Annotated in this window: 15 protein-coding genes; 13 read left to right on the top strand and 2 right to left on the bottom strand. The window is 66.9% G+C overall.

The features are described 5' to 3' along the window. Nucleotides 1-184: 184 nt before the first annotated feature. Nucleotides 185-661, bottom strand: coding sequence for a peroxiredoxin (locus tag AC1DXV_RS21240; protein WP_047511976.1), 477 nt, complete (start codon nucleotides 659-661; stop codon nucleotides 185-187). A 78-nt stretch (nucleotides 662-739) separates the two neighbouring features. Continuing rightward, nucleotides 740-1114: an Mth938-like domain-containing protein gene (locus AC1DXV_RS21235; RefSeq protein WP_477866771.1), complete on the bottom strand. Its 375-nt coding sequence runs from the start codon at nucleotides 1112-1114 to the stop codon at nucleotides 740-742. Here AC1DXV_RS21235 and AC1DXV_RS21230 point away from each other — a divergent pair. The 13 genes from AC1DXV_RS21230 to AC1DXV_RS21170 form a co-directional block, all read left to right on the top strand. Next, nucleotides 1113-1796, top strand: a complete 684-nt coding sequence (locus tag AC1DXV_RS21230) for a type III secretion system chaperone family protein (protein WP_477935409.1) — start codon at nucleotides 1113-1115, stop codon at nucleotides 1794-1796. The two genes, AC1DXV_RS21235 and AC1DXV_RS21230, sit on opposite strands and share 2 nt — an antisense overlap. Before the next feature lie 102 nt (nucleotides 1797-1898). Beyond that, nucleotides 1899-4223 (top strand): hypothetical protein, encoded by a 2325-nt coding sequence (locus tag AC1DXV_RS21225; protein WP_477935407.1) that lies wholly within the window; start codon nucleotides 1899-1901, stop codon nucleotides 4221-4223. A gap of 59 nt (nucleotides 4224-4282) precedes the next feature. Beyond that, nucleotides 4283-5509, top strand: coding sequence for a pyridoxal phosphate-dependent aminotransferase (locus tag AC1DXV_RS21220; RefSeq protein WP_477935405.1), 1227 nt, complete (start codon nucleotides 4283-4285; stop codon nucleotides 5507-5509). A gap of 51 nt (nucleotides 5510-5560) precedes the next feature. Next, entirely contained in the window at nucleotides 5561-6886 is a 1326-nt protein-coding gene (locus AC1DXV_RS21215; protein ID WP_477843212.1) for a homoserine dehydrogenase, read from the top strand. Nucleotides 6887-6947: 61 nt separating this feature from the next. After that, nucleotides 6948-8255 (top strand): hypothetical protein, encoded by a 1308-nt coding sequence (locus AC1DXV_RS21210; RefSeq protein WP_477935403.1) that lies wholly within the window; start codon nucleotides 6948-6950, stop codon nucleotides 8253-8255. Further along, nucleotides 8236-10632 (top strand): tetratricopeptide repeat protein, encoded by a 2397-nt coding sequence (locus AC1DXV_RS21205; protein WP_477935401.1) that lies wholly within the window; start codon nucleotides 8236-8238, stop codon nucleotides 10630-10632. The genes AC1DXV_RS21210 and AC1DXV_RS21205 overlap by 20 nt, the downstream gene beginning before the upstream one ends. After that, nucleotides 10629-12047 carry a threonine synthase gene (thrC, locus tag AC1DXV_RS21200; RefSeq protein WP_477935399.1) on the top strand — a complete coding sequence of 473 codons (1419 nt, stop codon included), beginning with the start codon at nucleotides 10629-10631 and terminating at the stop codon, nucleotides 12045-12047. The genes AC1DXV_RS21205 and thrC overlap by 4 nt, the downstream gene beginning before the upstream one ends. Before the next feature lie 8 nt (nucleotides 12048-12055). Then, nucleotides 12056-12586, top strand: a complete 531-nt coding sequence (mobB, locus tag AC1DXV_RS21195; RefSeq protein WP_047511998.1) for a molybdopterin-guanine dinucleotide biosynthesis protein B — start codon at nucleotides 12056-12058, stop codon at nucleotides 12584-12586. Next, complete coding sequence (locus AC1DXV_RS21190) at nucleotides 12558-13826, top strand: molybdopterin molybdotransferase MoeA (protein ID WP_477935397.1); 1269 nt, start codon at nucleotides 12558-12560, stop codon at nucleotides 13824-13826. Before mobB ends, AC1DXV_RS21190 begins: the two co-directional genes overlap by 29 nt. Continuing rightward, on the top strand, nucleotides 13823-14074 hold the full coding sequence (locus AC1DXV_RS21185; protein ID WP_477873952.1) for a MoaD/ThiS family protein: 252 nt from the start codon (nucleotides 13823-13825) through the stop codon (nucleotides 14072-14074). The genes AC1DXV_RS21190 and AC1DXV_RS21185 overlap by 4 nt, the downstream gene beginning before the upstream one ends. Before the next feature lies 1 nt (nucleotide 14075). After that, nucleotides 14076-14558, top strand: coding sequence for a molybdenum cofactor biosynthesis protein MoaE (locus tag AC1DXV_RS21180; protein ID WP_477873954.1), 483 nt, complete (start codon nucleotides 14076-14078; stop codon nucleotides 14556-14558). Continuing rightward, complete coding sequence (gene crcB / locus AC1DXV_RS21175) at nucleotides 14555-14956, top strand: fluoride efflux transporter CrcB (protein ID WP_477873956.1); 402 nt, start codon at nucleotides 14555-14557, stop codon at nucleotides 14954-14956. Before AC1DXV_RS21180 ends, crcB begins: the two co-directional genes overlap by 4 nt. A 149-nt stretch (nucleotides 14957-15105) precedes the next feature. Then, a partial coding sequence (locus AC1DXV_RS21170; protein WP_477935395.1) for a hypothetical protein occupies nucleotides 15106-15545 on the top strand: 440 nt, incomplete at its 3' end.

The raw sequence follows: 15545 nt of genomic DNA, 5'->3' as shown, positions 1-15545 counted from the left end.
GTGTGTCAGGTGGCGAAGGGGGCGACGACAGGGCAGGCAACAAAAAAGCCGCGCGGTTGCCCGAGCGGCTTGATGTTTGGCTGTCTGGATTCACAACTCACAGGCATGGCCCATTATGCACATCCGCGATGACACCTCAACACAACTCCCGTCATCGTGGATTTGCCGGACCAGCCGGCCTGCTTCAGGCCGCCTTCTTCAGGCCCTTGACGGCCTTCAGGATCTCGTCGACGTGCCCCGCGACCTTGATGCCGCGCCATTCGGCCCGCAACACGCCTTCACCGTCGATCAGGAAGGTGCTGCGCTCGATGCCCTTGACCTTCTTGCCGTACATGATCTTGTTCTTGACGACGCCGAACATGTGGCACAGCTTCTCTTCGGTGTCGGCGATCAGCTCGAACGGCAGCTCGAGGTTCTGCTTGAACTTGTCGTGCGAGCTCATGTTGTCGCGCGAGACGCCAAAAACCACCGCCCCGGCCTTGACGAAATCCTTGTGCCGATCGCGGAACTGCATGGCCTCGGTGGTACAACCGGGCGTGTTGTCCTTCGGGTAGAAGTAAAGAACGACGATCTGCCCCGCGAAGGCGGCGGGCGTGAACTTCACGCCACCGGTTGCGAGCGCTTCAAATTCCGGGAGGGGTTTGTTGAGGGCTGGCGTCATGAAGAATTCTGGGGAGTTGCGCCGCGGGAGGCGTAGCCGTAGATTATAAGGCCACGGCCATGGCGCTCTGGCCGGGTATCAGCTGCCCAGCAGCAGGCCGACCACCGCGCGGCGTCCTTCGGAGACCAGCACGTTGTAGGTGCGGCAGGCCGCCGCGGTGTCCATCGTCTCGATGCCGATGCGCCGCTCGATCAGCGGGCGCAGCCAGGCGGGCGACGGGAAGCGGATGCGCTCGCCGCTGCCGAAGATCACCAGCTCGGGCGACAGCGCCGCGATCACGCCGAAGTGCTCGGCGGTGAGTTCGTCGAAGCGCTCCACGTTCCATTCCACGACCTCGCCCTGCCACGGCACGACGATGCTGCGCCGGTGCACGAGGCCGTTGATCGAGACGGCCCCGGGGATCAGGCCGGAGATGGCATTGACGCCTTCGATGCGATCGGGTTGGAGTTTCATGGGCGGTTCGAGCTGTCGGATGCGTGGGGGCGAGGTCAACGAATTCTTTCACATGGTGTATCCGATATCTGAAATCAAGATGTCGGCATCTTCGCCGCAGATGGTGCAGCCCGCGCTTTTCCGTTACCAAGGGGTCGTCACCCACAACCTCCCAAAGGAAGGGCTTCTTCAAATGTCGATGGACATGCATGGCGTCTTTGCGTCGCTGGTGCGAGGCGTGCACCAGCGCCTTGGTCTGATGCTTCCGGCCGGCTGGGTCGTCGAGGAAGGAATGGCTGCTCGTTCCGAGGTCGAGCTGGACGGCGTCAGCTTCTCGTTGTTGTACGACCCGCTGGTCGATCCACGGCGCATGCGCATGCAATGCGACCTCGGGGATCCGGGTGCCCCGGCCGCGCCGAGGTTGGAGGACGTGCTGACACGGATGCTGGAGTTGAACTTCGTGTTGATGCTGCAGCAGCGAGGCACTACCTTGGGCATCGATCCGGATTCCGGCCGTGCGGTGTGTGTCATCGACGGTGATCTCGGAGCCATCCAGGCCGACGCTGTCGTGCGCAGCTTGCGAGCGGCGACCGAACTCGCTTTGCATTGGCGACACCACGGATTGCTGGACGACGGCGCCCGGGGTGGGGCCGGACCGCAGCAGGCAAGACCTGCCGATCTGCCTATGCATCAGCGCATCTGAACGACGGAGGGCACCATGCAGGCACCGAGCAGAACTGTCGCCCAAGGGCACAGGGCATCTTCTCCTCCGCTTTCCGCCGACTCCGCCTTCAAGGAGCAGTTGGTGGGCAACACCGGCTCGAAGCGCTACCTGGAGCAAGAAGCCGCACATTGGGGGCGGCTCCTCAGCCTGATGGAGGGGCGGTGCGTGCCCGATTCAGCGGTCGTTGGCAGGAAAGACGTCGCGAAGGGCCATGGCCTGCCGGGACTCGCGGGAAGTCCGGGCGAGGCGCTGCTGCAGCGTCTGGCGGATCTGGACGAGGGCGGCGTCGACTTCCTGGCGGCGCAAGGCAGGTCGGGCAAAAGGAGCGTCAAGCGTGCCGTGTGCGAATTGCTGGCGGCGCTTCCCGGGCAGGACCAGGAAGTGCTTGATGAACTGCACTCGAAGCTGACCGAAGCGCTCGAACCGACCGCAGCCCCGAATCGCAACATGCGTGCTGCGCTGACGGCTGCCATCAAGCAGCTCAAGCGCCTGCGCAAGCGGGAAATGATGCCGGTGGCCTGCGACTGGCTCCGCGTGGGAAAAGGCGTTGCGGCTCCATCGGAGGACTTGCAACGCGACAGCAGGATCCTGCTGACCCACGCGGCTGGCTGTGCAATGGAAGGACGCGGCCAGGATCTGCGCGCGGCGCTCAAGGAGCTGGTCGTCCTGTGTGTCGAAAACAGGATGCCGAGAGAGTCGCTGGGCATGTTGTCGATCCATTTGCTGGCGCAATGCCAGGTGGTTTCTCTTTTCCAATCCGATGAGTTGCCACGGGATGTCTACCAGGCCGTGATGGATCTCCTGGCGCAATTGCGCGAGCCGTTTCTCTCTCAGGTCGAGGACGAGATCGGTTCGATGCTGTCGGAGGGTGGCGGCATCGGTCACCAGGAGCCATCACCCGACATCCCCGTGACTGCGCCGTCGTTCGAGCGCATGCCGTGGGTGTTGCGATCTGCCCTGAATGGCGTGCGTGAGGGGAGCTGCCACTGGATTGCAATGCTGTTCGCGTCGTGGGCGATCGCCTCCGCCATCGAGGCGTTTCTCGGCGCTGTCGACGGGCATGCCTGGCCGCCGGTGACGATCCTGGGTCTGGCCGTGGGCCTGGCGTTCATCGGGGTTGACCGGTTCTTCCAGAAGGAGATCGTCAACACGCAGGCGTTCCGCCCGCCGGCAGACGCACAACTCGGCCGCTACGCCCAGGCGAAATGCTTCAACCTGATGCGCTGGACGTCGTTGATCCTGCCGTGGGTATTGCCGGTCAGCTTCTTCCTGTTCGGTCTGGCGTCTTTCGATGCCCAGGCGCGATCATCGCAAGGCGGCTCGGAAGGCAACGGTACGTCGGCCTACGAGCCCGAGCCTTGGCAGAGCAGCATGCTGTCGCCGAACGCCAGCCAATGCGAGATCAAGGCAGCGACGCAGATGTCGGGCGAGCTGATCGACTACGCCTTCCGATGCGCGCTGATCCCCGTGCAGGCGCAGATCACCGGGCTGGTCGCGCGTCCGTTCCGCGACCTGCTGCAGTCCGGCTCACGAAGCCGATGGACTTCCGGGCTCTCGTTGTGCCGCTGCATCATCAACTCGCAGGGCAAGGAGGAGTTCATCAAGCTGACGGACGACGAGCAGAGGCGGGTGTGGCTGCTGCGGGACGTTCTCTATGCCGTGTCGTCAGCGGGAACGCTGGGGGTCGGGCAGGCTTTCGGCAAGAGCCTGATTTCACTGATCCAGTTGAGGACCTGCCTTGCCCGCGAGGCGATCGGCATCGAGTTCAAGAGCGTCTACGGACCTGTGAACGAGGCTTTGGACGGCTTCTGGCCGGACCTCGCGTGCAAGCTGGTGGAGTGGTGTCCCGCTCTGGTGGGGCTCGAATCGCCACCGGATCAACCGCTGGTCTGTGCCGTCGATCGCCAGCCGTGTGTCGTGGGCGATGAGGATGGCCTGCTGCAGTTTCGCCGGCATGTCGTGCAGAACGCCTCGGCCAGGATCGCGACGGCGGCGACCGGCAACGATGCCTTCGGTGCGCTGGCAACGCTGTGCAACCGGCTCGGCCATCCCGGTGTCGAAGCATTCTTCCTCATCGTCGGGTCCTTGTTCAATGCGGCGACCGGCGGCGCTCGCGCGCGCAGCGCCAACTACCTGGCCGATCCGGATGGCACTGCCCATCCCGATACCGTCACGCGGTTGAGCACGATGTTCATCGCCCAGGGTTCATCGACGGACTTGACGGCGACGCCTCCGACACCACGGGAGCGAAGGATTCTTGAGGGACTGGGGAAGCGGCATGAGATCGCGAGCACCTTCAAGAGTGGTGGAGGCGACAGCGCAGGGGGTGACTCGATGCCAACGGGCACGATGAACGAAGAAGACTCCTCGCGTCATGGCGACCATGCGGACGAAAGCCTGCTATGACCGTCCACGCAGCAGCGCTGTGCCAAAATTCCGCTCTCCTGACCCCGCCGGAGCCCCCGTTGAAACCCATCACCAAGTCCAGCAAGCTCGCCAGCGTCTGCTACGACATCCGGGGGCCGGTGCTCGAGAAGGCCCGGCAGATGGAGGAAGAGGGCCAGAAGATCATCAAGCTGAACATCGGCAACCTCGCGGTGTTCGGCCTCGAGCCGCCCGACGAGATCGTGCAGGACATGATCCGCAACCTGCCGCATTCGGCCGGCTACACCGATTCGAAGGGGCTGTTCGCGCCGCGCAAGGCGGTCGTGCACTACTCGCAGGAGAAGAACATCGCCGGCGTCACCGTCGACGATGTCTACCTCGGCAACGGCGCCTCCGAGCTGATCGCGATGAGCATGAACGCGCTGCTCAACGATGGCGACGAAGTGCTGGTGCCGGCACCCGACTACCCGCTGTGGACCGCCTCGGTGGCGCTGTCGGGCGGCACCGCGGTGCACTACGTCTGCGACGAGCAGAGCGACTGGTTCCCCGACATCGCCGACATCAAGGCCAAGATCACGCCGAACACCAAGGCGATCGTCGTGATCAACCCGAACAACCCGACCGGCGCGCTGTACCCCGACAGCCTGCTGCGCGAGATCGTCGAGGTCGCGCGCCAGCACCAGCTGATCGTGTTCGCCGACGAGATCTACGACAAGACGCTGTACGACGGCAACACCCACACCAGCATCGCGTCGCTCGCGACCGACGTGCTGTTCGTCACCTTCAACGGCCTCAGCAAGAACTACCGCTCCTGCGGCTACCGGGCCGGCTGGATGATCGTCTCCGGCGAGAAGCGCCATGCGCGCGACTACATCGAGGGGCTGAACATGCTCGCGTCGATGCGCCTGTGTTCCAACACGCCCGGTCAGCTCGCGATCCAGACCGCGCTCGGCGGCTACCAGAGCATCAAGGACCTGGTCGCCCCCGGCGGCCGGCTGTGCYGCCAGCGCGACCTCGCGCACCAGCTGCTCACGCAGATCCCCGGCGTCAGCTGCGTGAAGCCGAAGGCGGCCTTGTACATGTTCCCGCGCCTCGATCCCAAGCTCTACCCGATCGCCGACGACCAGCAGTTCGCCTACGACCTGCTGGCCGACGAGAAGGTGCTGATCGTGCAGGGCACCGGCTTCAACTGGCTGCAGCCCGATCACTTCCGGCTGGTGTTCCTGCCGAACTCCGACGACCTCTCCGACGCGATCGGCCGCATCGCGCGCTTCCTCGACCACTACCGCAAGCGTCATTCGCACTGATTTCTTTTTGCACCGATTCCTCAACCAGCCCGCATCGGGCGTTCTCCCACCATGAAACCCATCCAAGTCGGTCTGCTCGGCCTCGGTACCGTCGGCAGCGGCACGTTCAACGTGCTGCAGCGCAATCAGGAGGAAATTCGGCGTCGCGCCGGCCGCAGCATTCAGATCACGATGGTGGCGGCACGCAACGTCGAGCGGGCGCGCGGCATCGTCGGTGACGCGGCGAAGGTGGTGGCCGATGCGCGCGAGGTCATCGCGAACCCGGCGATCGACATCGTCGTCGAGCTGATCGGCGGCTACGACATCGCGAAGACGCTGGTGATGGAAGCCATCGCGGCCGGCAAGCACGTCGTCACCGCCAACAAGGCGCTGCTCGCGGTGCACGGCACCGAGATCTTCGCGGCGGCGCACGCCAAGGGCGTGATGGTGGCCTTCGAGGCCGCGGTGGCCGGCGGCATCCCGATCATCAAGCAGCTGCGCGAGGGCCTGTCGGCCAACCGCATCGAATGGATCGCCGGCATCATCAACGGCACCACCAACTTCATCCTGTCGGAGATGCGGGCCAAGGGCCTCGATTTCGACGCGGTGCTGAAGGAGGCGCAGCGCCTGGGCTATGCCGAAGCCGACCCGACCTTCGACATCGAGGGCGTCGACGCCGCGCACAAGCTGACCATCATGAGCGCGATCGCGTTCGGAACGCCCGTGCAGTTCGAGCGTGCCCACATCGAGGGCATCACGAAGCTGCAGGCCGCCGACATCACCTACGCCGAGCAGCTCGGCTACCGCATCAAGCTGCTGGGCATCACGAAGCGGCGCGATGACCTCGGCAAGAACGCCGGCATCGAGCTGCGCGTGCACCCGACGCTGGTGCCGTCGAAGCGGCTGATCGCCAACGTCGAGGGCGCGATGAACGCCGTCGTCGTGCACGGCGATGCGGTCGGCACGACGCTGTCGTACGGCAAGGGCGCCGGCTCCGAGCCGACCGCCTCCGCCGTGGTCGCCGACCTGGTCGACATCACCCGGCTGCACACCGCCGATCCGGACCACCGCGTGCCGCACCTGGCCTTCCAGCCGAACCAGCTCACCGACACGCCGATCCTCGGCATGGAACAGGTCGTGACGTCGTTCTACCTGCGCCTGCAGGTGGCCGACCAGGCCGGCGTGCTGGCGCGCATCACCGGCATCCTGGCCGAGCACGGGATCTCGATCGACGCGCTGCTGCAGCGCGAGTCGGCCGAAGGCGAGGCCCACACCGACGTGATCATCCTGACCCACGACACCGTCGAGGGCGAGATGAACAAGGCGCTTGCGCAGATGCAGGCGCTGCCCACGGTGCTGTCGCCGATCGTGCGCATCCGCAAGGAAGAGCTGAGCTGAGCCAGGGGCTGTGCCACACTGACTCCCCGACCGTGGTGCACCGGAGCATGGAGACCGACTGATGGCACCCACAAGCAACACCCGAGACCAACTCAAGACCTTCTACAACGCGCTCGCCGACCGCGTGCTGGAGCCTGGAGATCCGGTGTATGTGGCGCAGGTCAATCAGTCGGGCGCCGATGCCGTCGAAGAGATTGCGACCGAGATCGACTGGCAGGAGGGCGGCGGTGTCTGCCTGTTCACCGGTCAGCGTGGCACGGGCAAGAGTACCGAACTGAAGCGGCTGAAGAAGAAGCTGGAGACGCTTGGCGCCGTGGTGTTCTATGCCGACCTGGCGGAGTTCATCCTGCTGACGAAGGAGGTCGAGATCAGCGACTTTCTGGTGGCAGTCGCCGGTGCGATGTCGGAGCAAGTCACGCAGCGGTACGGCAAATCACCGGGCGATCGCAGCTACTGGGATCGGTTCAAGCAGTTCCTGCAGACCACGGTGGAGCTGAAGGAGTTCAGCACCAAGCTGGGGGTCGTCGACATCAAGGCGGCCTTGAAGAGCGATCCGGATTTCAAGCGGCGCGTTCAGGAAGCGGCGCGCGGGCACGTGGCCCAACTGGTGGGCGATGCTCACCAGTTCCTGGCTGAATCGGTGGACTTCGTTCGCCAGCAAGAGAAGGACCATCATCTCAAGGTGGTGCTGCTGATCGACTCTGTCGAGCGCATTCGCGGTGTCGGCAGCGAGGCGATGGCGGTGTACGAGAGCGTGCGCAACCTCTTCTTCGGTCATGCAGAACATCTGCGCGTGCCGGTCCTGCACATCGTCTACACGATTCCGCCCTACCTGTCGGTGCTGGCGGCCGGTGCGGGCACGCTGATGGGTGGCGCCGTGGCGAGGCGTCTGGTCAGCACGCACATCTTCAAGGACCGCTGCCGTGAGGCGGATGACAACGGTTTGGCCGTCTTGCGCCAGGTGATCGCTGCCCGTTATCCAGGGTGGAACACTCTCTTCAGTACCGAGGCGCTCGACAAGCTGGCCATGAGTTCAGGTGGCGACCTGCGCGAGTTCTTCCGTCTGATCCGGCTGTGCCTGCCCGCCGTTCGCGATGACAGCGAGTTGCCGTTGAGTGTCGAGGCCGTCCTGCCGGCGGAGAACGCTGCCCGAAACGAGATGCTGCCCATCCCGGCAGATCATCTTGCATGGTTGCAGCGCATCACCAAGACGCATGACACGTGCCTCGAAAAAGATGCGGACCTGCCGGTGCTGGCGCATTTCCTGGACAACCGCCTGGTGTTGAACTATCGCAACGGCAGCGATTGGTATGACGTCCACCCGCTGCTGCGGGACGTGGTCGACCRGCATGGCAACGCTGGAGCTTGACGCCGCGACCGAGCGGATCGCCGTCAATCTGCTGCGGCATCTGGAGTGGCAGGCAGAGGGCTTCTCTCTGGTGTTCCTGTTCGCGGATGTCGGGCCATCGGTCCAGATGGTCGAGTGGTTGAACCGGCGCCTGACGCTGCAAGGGCGACCGGTGCGCCAGCATGCCGCCGATGACAGCTTTGTGCAGCACCCGGAGGCGGTCGTCGATGCGCTGGTCGATGTGTGTACCGGCGCGCAGGGTGGGGCGGGCGCATTGTGGTTTGCCGTACAGCGCCATCCGGGTGACGAGGCCTGGAACCGCGCCCGTCTGGTGTTCCTGGCGCGGCTGAACGAGCGACGCTTCCTGCTGGAACAGCGCATGGCTTGTCCTTTGGTGCTGGTGCTGCCGGCGGATTTCCGGCCCGCCGCGCGCAGCATTGCGCCGGACATCTGGCATGTGCGTGCGTTGAGCGAGGAGTTGCGGACGGCGGCTCCGGTCGCGCCACCGGCGCCGCAGGGCGGTTCGACAGACGCCGTGCAGCACGCCTTCGCCGCCGATGCGGTCGTGCCCGCCTACGACGAGTGGTGTCGATTGCGAGCGCAGGGTGACGGTGCGCCGGTCTATTTGCCGACGGCTCTGCGCGCCGTGCAGGAACTGTTGAGGGTGGGGCGACCGGCTGATGCAGCTGAAGTCGCCGCGGCTGCGGAGCAACTGGCGCGAGAGAAGCAACAGGCGAGGCCGTCGCTGGCCGCCGCACGCGAATGGGCCGATGCGCTGGGCGCCGTGGGCGACGTGGCGCGGGCTGCTGGCGATTTGCAGGCCGAAGCTGCCGCCTGCCGTGGCGCGCTGGCACTGCGCCGGGAACTGATGTGGGGCGATGGTGCGAACCCGGTCCTGCGGCGCGAGTTGATGCGTTCGTTGCAGGACCAGGGTCGGGTGGATGTGGCGCAGGGTCGCCTGACAGAGGCTGCCACTGCATTCGGCGAGGCGCTGGATCTGGCGCGCACGACACTGAACGAGGGCGTGACGCTGGAAAGTCTTTGGAGGCTGGCTGTCGTGCTCAACCAGATCGGCGATGTCGCCGGCGAGCAGGGGCGGTGGGCCGCGGCGGAAGACAGTTATCGGGAATCCCTTGCGCTGTCCCGTCAAGCGGTGCAGCGCTTCGAGCATGCTGCCCAGCCGTTGTATGACGTGTCGCACAGCCTCGACAACCTGGGCCGGCTGGCCATCGCTCGGGGCGATGTCGCCACCGCCGTGGCGGCCCATCGCGAGAGTCTTCAGGTGTTGCGCGAATTGCTGGAGCGCTTCGGCGAGACGCCGCAGCGTCTTCGCGATCTCAGCGCTTCGCTGCACAGCGTCGGCCAGACCGCGATGTCTCAAGGTGCATGGGATGAGGCGGCGAGTGCCTTCGACGAAGCATTGCAAGTGCGGCGGGAGCTTGTCGAAAGCGCAGGAGGCAGCCCGGCGTCGTTGCGCGATCTGATGGTCGCGATCGACGACATCGGGCGGCTGGCTGAATCGCAAGGCGACTGGGCGCGGGCCGAGGGGGCTTGTGGCGAAGCGCTCGGACTGGCTCGCCAGCTGGCAGGCTGGTCACCGGACTCCCCGAGAGCGCTGCGCGATGTGTGCGTGGCTCTCGATCGGCGGGCTGAGATTGCCAAGCAGCTGGGGCAGCCCGTGTTGGCCGAAGAACTTTTTCTGGAGAGCCTGGCCTTGGTGCGGGCCATCCGTCAACGCGTTGGCGATACGTCCGACGCACTGCGCGACTTGGCGATCTCGCTGCGCAACGTCGCGCGCTTCGCATTCGAACGCAAGGATTGGGCGCATGCCGAAGCAGGCTATCGCGAAGCGTTGGAACTGGCACGGCATGCGCTCAGGCATTCCGGACCCACCAACCGTTCGTTGCGTCACCTCGGCGTGGCACTGGGGGATCTGGCTGACGTGCTTCGGGCGGCCGGCGATCTTCGCCAGGCGGAGGCGCTCTACGCCGAGAGCCTGACCCTCGGCCGCGACTTGATGAAATCCCCTGACGCAGGGGTGGAGGCCATCGACGACGTGAGCGTGGCGCTCAATGAGTTCGGCCGGTTGACGGCGGAACTGGGTGACTGGCCGCGTGCCGAAGCCAGCTTCCGCGAAGCCTTGATGTTGAGCCGAGAGCTGGCGAAGCGTGCTGGCGAGACCCCTGAGACGCTGGAGCGTCAGTTTGCCTCGCTGAACAGCCTCTCTCATCTGCCAAGCGGCGGCGAGGCCGAACGCGCCGAAAGCCTCACCATTTGCCAACGCCTGGTCGACCGTTTCCCCGAAGTCGACCGCTACCGCGACTGGCTCGCCGCGCTGAACGGCGACAATCCATCCAACGCTCCACCCACAGCCCCATCTTCCCCGCCCTCCCCGTGAAATACATCAGCACCCGTGGCGATGCCACCCAGCGCGGCTTCTCCGACATCCTGCTCGAGGGCCTCGCGCCCGACGGCGGGCTCTATCTGCCGATGCACTACCCGCAGGTCGACGCCGCGACGCTCGCGCGCTGGCGCGAGCTGCCGTACCACGCGCTGGCCTTCGAGATCCTGTCGCTCTACGTCGACGACATCCCGGCCGCCGACCTGCGCCGCCTGACCGCGAAGACCTACACGCAGGAGGTGTTCAACAGCGTCGAGATCGCGCCGATCACCGCACTGCGCCCCGGCCTGTACCTGCAAGGCCTGTCGAACGGCCCGACGCTCGCCTTCAAGGACATGGCGATGCAGCTGCTCGGCAACCTGTTCGAGTACGAGCTGGGCCGCCGCGGCGAGACGCTGAACATCCTCGGCGCGACCTCGGGCGACACCGGCAGCGCCGCCGAGCACGCGATGCGCGGCAAGCAGGGCATCAACGTCTTCATGTTGAGCCCGCACGGCCGCATGAGCCCGTTCCAGCAGGCGCAGATGTTCAGCCTGCAGGATCCGAACATCCACAACATCGCGATCGAAGGCGTGTTCGACGATTGCCAGGACATCGTCAAGGCGGTGTCCAATGACCTGGCGTTCAAGCGCGCGCACCGCATCGGCACCGTCAACTCCATCAACTGGGCGCGGCTGCTGGCGCAGGTGGTGTACTACTTCGCCGGCTGGCTGCAGGCCACGCGGGATGGCGCCAAGGAAGTCAGCTTCGCGGTGCCGTCGGGCAACTTCGGCAACATCTGCGCCGGCCACGTCGCGCGCCGCATGGGCCTGCCGATCAAGCAGCTCGTGCTGGCCACCAACGAGAACCGCGTGCTCGACGAGTTCTTCCGCACCGGCACCTACCGCGTGCGCGCCGGCAGCGAGACCTTCGAGACCTCGAGCCCGTCGATGGACATCTCGAAGGCCTCGAACTTCGAGCGCTTCGTGTTCGACCTGCTGGGCCACGACGGCGAGCGCACCCGCGCGCTGTTCAAGACCGCGCTCGAGCAGCACGGCCGCTTCTCGATCACGCCCGAAGAGTTCGCGCGCATCGCCGCCGACGGTTTCGTCTCGGGCCACAGCACGCATGCCGACCGCCTCGCGACGATCCGCCTCGCGTACGAACGCTTCGGCGCGATGATCGACACGCACACCGCCGACGGGTTGAAGGTCGCGCTGGAGCACCTCGACCCGGCGGTGCCGATGATCGTGCTCGAGACCGCGCTGCCGGCCAAGTTCGCCGAGACCATCGTCGAGGCGCTGAACCGCCAGCCGGCCCGGCCGTACCAGCTGAAAGGCATCGAAGACCTGCCGAAGCGCTTCGAGGTGATGCCGGTCGATGCCGAGGCGGTCAAGCGATACATCGCCCAACGCGTCACGGCCCACGTCTGAGCGGCGCGATGAAAGTCATCGGCTTCAGCGGCTACTCGGGCTCCGGCAAGACCACGCTGGTCGAGCAGCTGATCCCGCTGCTGCGCGCGGCGGGCCAGCGCGTGTCGGTGGTCAAGCACGCGCACCACGATTTCGACATCGACCAGCCGGGCAAGGATTCGTACCGCCACCGCCAGGCCGGCGCGTTCGAGATCGTGATCGCCTCCGACCGGCGGCTTGCCAAGATCCGCGAGTACGAGCAGCTGGCCGAGCCGACGGTGCACCAGCTGATCGCCGAGCTGGTCGAATGCGACTGGGTGCTGGTCGAGGGCTTCAAGCATGCCGACCTGCCGAAGATCGAGGTCTGGCGCGCCGCGACCGGCAAGCAGGCGAACTACCCGACCGATCCCTTCATCGTCGCGATCGCGACCGACAGCGCCGACCGCCTGCCCGAGCCGACCTCGCGCCCGGTGCTCGACCTGAATGACCCTGCCGCAGCAGCCGCGTTCCTGCTCGCCGATGCTTCGCGCTATGACTACCAGTTCCCCGCCATCCCCTGATCGCGCCAAGGCAGCGCTGCTGTCGCTCGACGACGCGCTGGCACGCCTGCTCGCCGCGGTGCAGCCGCTGCCGGCCGGCGAGATCGAGACGCTGTCGACCTTCGACGCGCTCGGCCGCGTGCTGGCCGCCGACGTGCGCTCGCAGCTCGACGTGCCGCCGCTCGCGAACACCGCGATGGACGGCTACGCGCTGCGCAGCGCCGATGTGCCGGCCGTCGGCACGCTGCTGCCGGTCAGCCAGCGCATCCCCGCCGGCCGCGTGCCGGCCGAGTTGCAGCCGGGCACGGCGGCGCGCATCTTCACCGGCGCGCCGATCCCGCCCGGCGCCGATGCCGTCGTGATGCAGGAGCAGTGCGAGGCGCTCGGCGACCAGGTGCGCATCAACGAGGTGCCGCGGGCCGGGCAGTGGGTGCGCCGCCGCGGCGAGGACGTGCAAGAGGGCAGCACCGTGCTGACGCAGGGCCTGCGCCTGACGCCGCAGGCGCTCGGCATGGCGGCCTCGGTCGGGGCGGCGACGCTGGCGGTGATGCGCCGGCCGCGCGTCGCGCTGTTCTCCACCGGCGACGAGCTGGTGATGCCGGGCGAGCCGCTGCGCCCCGGCGCGATCTACAACTCCAACCGCTACACGCTGCGCGCGCTGATCCAGGCGCTGGGCGGCGAGGTGACCGACCTCGGCATCGTGCCGGACCGGCTCGACGCGACGCGCGACGCGCTGGTGCGGGCCGCGCAAGGGCATGACCTGATCGTCACCAGCGGCGGCGTGTCGGTCGGCGAAGAGGATCACCTGCGTCCTGCGGTGCAAGCCGAAGGGCGGCTCGACCTGTGGCAGATCGCGCTCAAGCCGGRCAAGCCGCTCGCGTTCGGCAGCGTGCGGCGTGGCGCTTCCGCCGGCGCGGGCGAGGCCTGGTTCATCGGCCTGCCGGGCAATCCGGTGTCGAGCTTCATCACCTTCGTGCTCGCGGTGCGCCCGGTGCTGCTGCGGCTGCAAGGCGCGGCGGCCGGGCTGCCGGCCGGTGTGCCGATGCGGGCCGATTTTGCGTGGCCGAAGCCGGACAGGCGCCGCGAGTTCCTGCGCGTGCGCCGCACGGCGCAGGGTGGGCTGGCGCTGTTCCCGAACCAGGGCTCGGGCGTGCTGAGTTCGGCGGTGTGGGGCGACGGCCTCGTCGACAACCCGCCCGGGCAGGCGATCGCGGCGGGCGACACGGTTCAGTACCTCCCGTTCTCGGAGCTGCTCGCATGAAGCTGCGCATCCGCTATTTCGCATCGCTGCGCGAATCGCTGGGCAGTGGCGAGACGCTGGAGCTGCCAGACGGCGTCGACGTGGCCGCGGCGCGCGATGCGCTGATCGCACGCGACGAGCGTCACGCAACGGCACTGGCACGAACCAGGGCCGTGCGCAGCGCCCTCGACCAGGTGCTGTGCGACGAAGCCGCGCCGTTGCACGACAACGCCGAGCTGGCTTTCTTTCCGCCGGTGACCGGAGGCTGAGATGGGCTCCACGCGCGTCTCGATCCAGACCGACGACTTCGACCTCGGCGCCGAGGTGGCCCGCCTGCGCGCCGGTGACGGCGGCGTCGGCGCGGTGGTCGCGTTCGTCGGCACGGTGCGCGACCGCAGCGACGGCACCGACGTGAGCCGCATGGAGCTGGAGCACTACCCCGGCATGACCGAGACCTCGATCGACGCGATGATCGATGCGGCGCTGGCCCGCTTCGACATCCGCGCTGCCCGCGTGATCCACCGCGTCGGTGTGCTCGACGCGCAGGACCAGATCGTGCTGGTGGCCGTCACGTCGGCGCACCGCGGCCAGGCCTTCCAGGCCTGCGAGTTCCTGATGGACTACCTGAAGACGCAAGCCCCGTTCTGGAAGAAGGAGCACACGCCGCAGGGCGCGCGCTGGGTCGATGCCCGCAGCCACGACGATGCCGCGCTGCAGCGCTGGGGCATCGCGAGCGGAAACCTCGCGCCATGACGGCCGGCGTGGGGGCGGGAATCACCTGGTTGCAGGTGCTCGCGGTTGCCACCGGCGCCGTCTTCGGCGCGCTGCTGCGCTGGTGGGCTGGCCTGTGGCTGAACGCGCAGTGGGCGGGTTTTCCGCTCGGCACGCTGCTCGTCAACTGTGCCGGCGGGCTGCTGATCGGCATCGCGCTGTACTGGTTCCAGCGCAGCCCGAACGAGTTGCTGCGGCTGCTGGCGGTGACCGGCTTCCTTGGCGGGTTGACGACCTTCTCGTCGTTCTCCGGCGAATCGCTCGCGCTGATCCAGCGCGACGAATGGGTGCTCGCGGCGGGCCACACGCTGGCCCACGTGCTGGGCTCGCTGGCCTGCGCCGGCCTGGGATATCGGCTCGCGCGCCTCGCACTGGGCTGATCCCGCCCGATCCACCCCTCCTCCTTTGAGGACGGGTTCTGCATTATTTGACGACAAAGCCTGGTTACGATTTGTTTCCTTCGGCGGTCTCGAATACAGCAGAGGTGAATCCAGTGACATCAGCGACGACGGGGCGGCGACGGCTCAGCGTGCTTGCGCAGTCCGTGAACGTGCAGGACATGCTGAAGGTCGAGGTGTTCCTGCGGCTGGCCCAGGGCCGGCTGCGCTGCGACTGGCAGGTCTCGACCACCGGCGAAGCCCACCTGCTGCTGCTGGGCGGCGACGAACCCACCACCATCCCCGGCCTGCTCGACGACCCGGTCTCCCAGCTGCAACTGGTCGACGGGCCCGGTACCTCCCTTCCAGCTTCCCCTGCCGACGGCCACCGGGTGCTGACCCGACCGCTCCAGTACGAGGCCTTCGTCGATGCGCTGCTCGCGGTCGAAGACAAGCTGCTGCCGAAGTTGCCCGCCGCGGCCCCGGCGCCGATGGTGCCGGCCACCGCGGGCGGCCGCCAGCCCTGGGCCACCGGCAGCTTCCGGCTGAGCCGCTGGCCGTCGGCCGGGCTGCTGCAACCGCACCGCTACGG

This window comes from Rhizobacter sp. P3_C12 (assembly GCF_056402735.1).
This window is presented reverse-complemented; position numbering and strand designations above follow the sequence as displayed.

Coding starts and splice junctions, on each gene's coding strand:
- AC1DXV_RS21240 (WP_047511976.1), bottom strand. CDS start 661: ATGACGCCAGCCCTCAACAAACCCCTCCCGGAATTTGAAGCGCTCGCA.
- AC1DXV_RS21230 (WP_477935409.1), top strand. CDS start 1,113: ATGGGCGGTTCGAGCTGTCGGATGCGTGGGGGCGAGGTCAACGAATTC.
- AC1DXV_RS21235 (WP_477866771.1), bottom strand. CDS start 1,114: ATGAAACTCCAACCCGATCGCATCGAAGGCGTCAATGCCATCTCCGGC.
- AC1DXV_RS21215 (WP_477843212.1), top strand. CDS start 5,561: ATGAAACCCATCCAAGTCGGTCTGCTCGGCCTCGGTACCGTCGGCAGC.
- AC1DXV_RS21205 (WP_477935401.1), top strand. CDS start 8,236: ATGGCAACGCTGGAGCTTGACGCCGCGACCGAGCGGATCGCCGTCAAT.
- mobB (WP_047511998.1), top strand. CDS start 12,056: ATGAAAGTCATCGGCTTCAGCGGCTACTCGGGCTCCGGCAAGACCACG.
- AC1DXV_RS21185 (WP_477873952.1), top strand. CDS start 13,823: ATGAAGCTGCGCATCCGCTATTTCGCATCGCTGCGCGAATCGCTGGGC.
- AC1DXV_RS21180 (WP_477873954.1), top strand. CDS start 14,076: ATGGGCTCCACGCGCGTCTCGATCCAGACCGACGACTTCGACCTCGGC.
- crcB (WP_477873956.1), top strand. CDS start 14,555: ATGACGGCCGGCGTGGGGGCGGGAATCACCTGGTTGCAGGTGCTCGCG.